At 33.0% G+C, this 303-nt stretch carries 1 pseudogene; it reads left to right on the top strand.

Annotated elements, in window-relative coordinates:
• Positions 1-91 precede the first annotated feature (91 nt).
• Positions 92-303: pseudogene (locus tag AN389_RS19765) on the top strand (NERD domain-containing protein); the annotation flags it as partial.

The following is a 303-nucleotide window of genomic DNA, read 5'->3' as shown; positions in this document are numbered from 1 at the left end:
ATTTGTTGAATAGATTGTACGGAGTTTGAATTATACGACATGTACCTGTTTTTAAGGTATAACGTAAACATTGTGATTATAGGAACTCCCCATGGATGATTTATTAAACCAAGGTTTAAGCCTTTTAGTTATTGTAGGTAGTGTTTATTCCTTATTAGGCGTTTTGTTTCTCAAAATATGGCTTCATCAAAAAAATGCCAAACTACCTGTTGAGCGAAAAAAACTCAAACGTGTTGCTGCGCAAACACTTAGTGAACAAGTAAATGACAAGATTGTTGATGTAATAGGGCTTATCTTTTTATC

The organism is Pseudoalteromonas sp. P1-7a, assembly GCF_001401855.1.
Classification (GTDB): Bacteria; Pseudomonadota; Gammaproteobacteria; order Enterobacterales; family Alteromonadaceae; genus Pseudoalteromonas.
The sequence above is the reverse complement of the archived record's forward strand: the minus strand, read 5'-3'. Positions and strand labels throughout refer to the sequence as shown.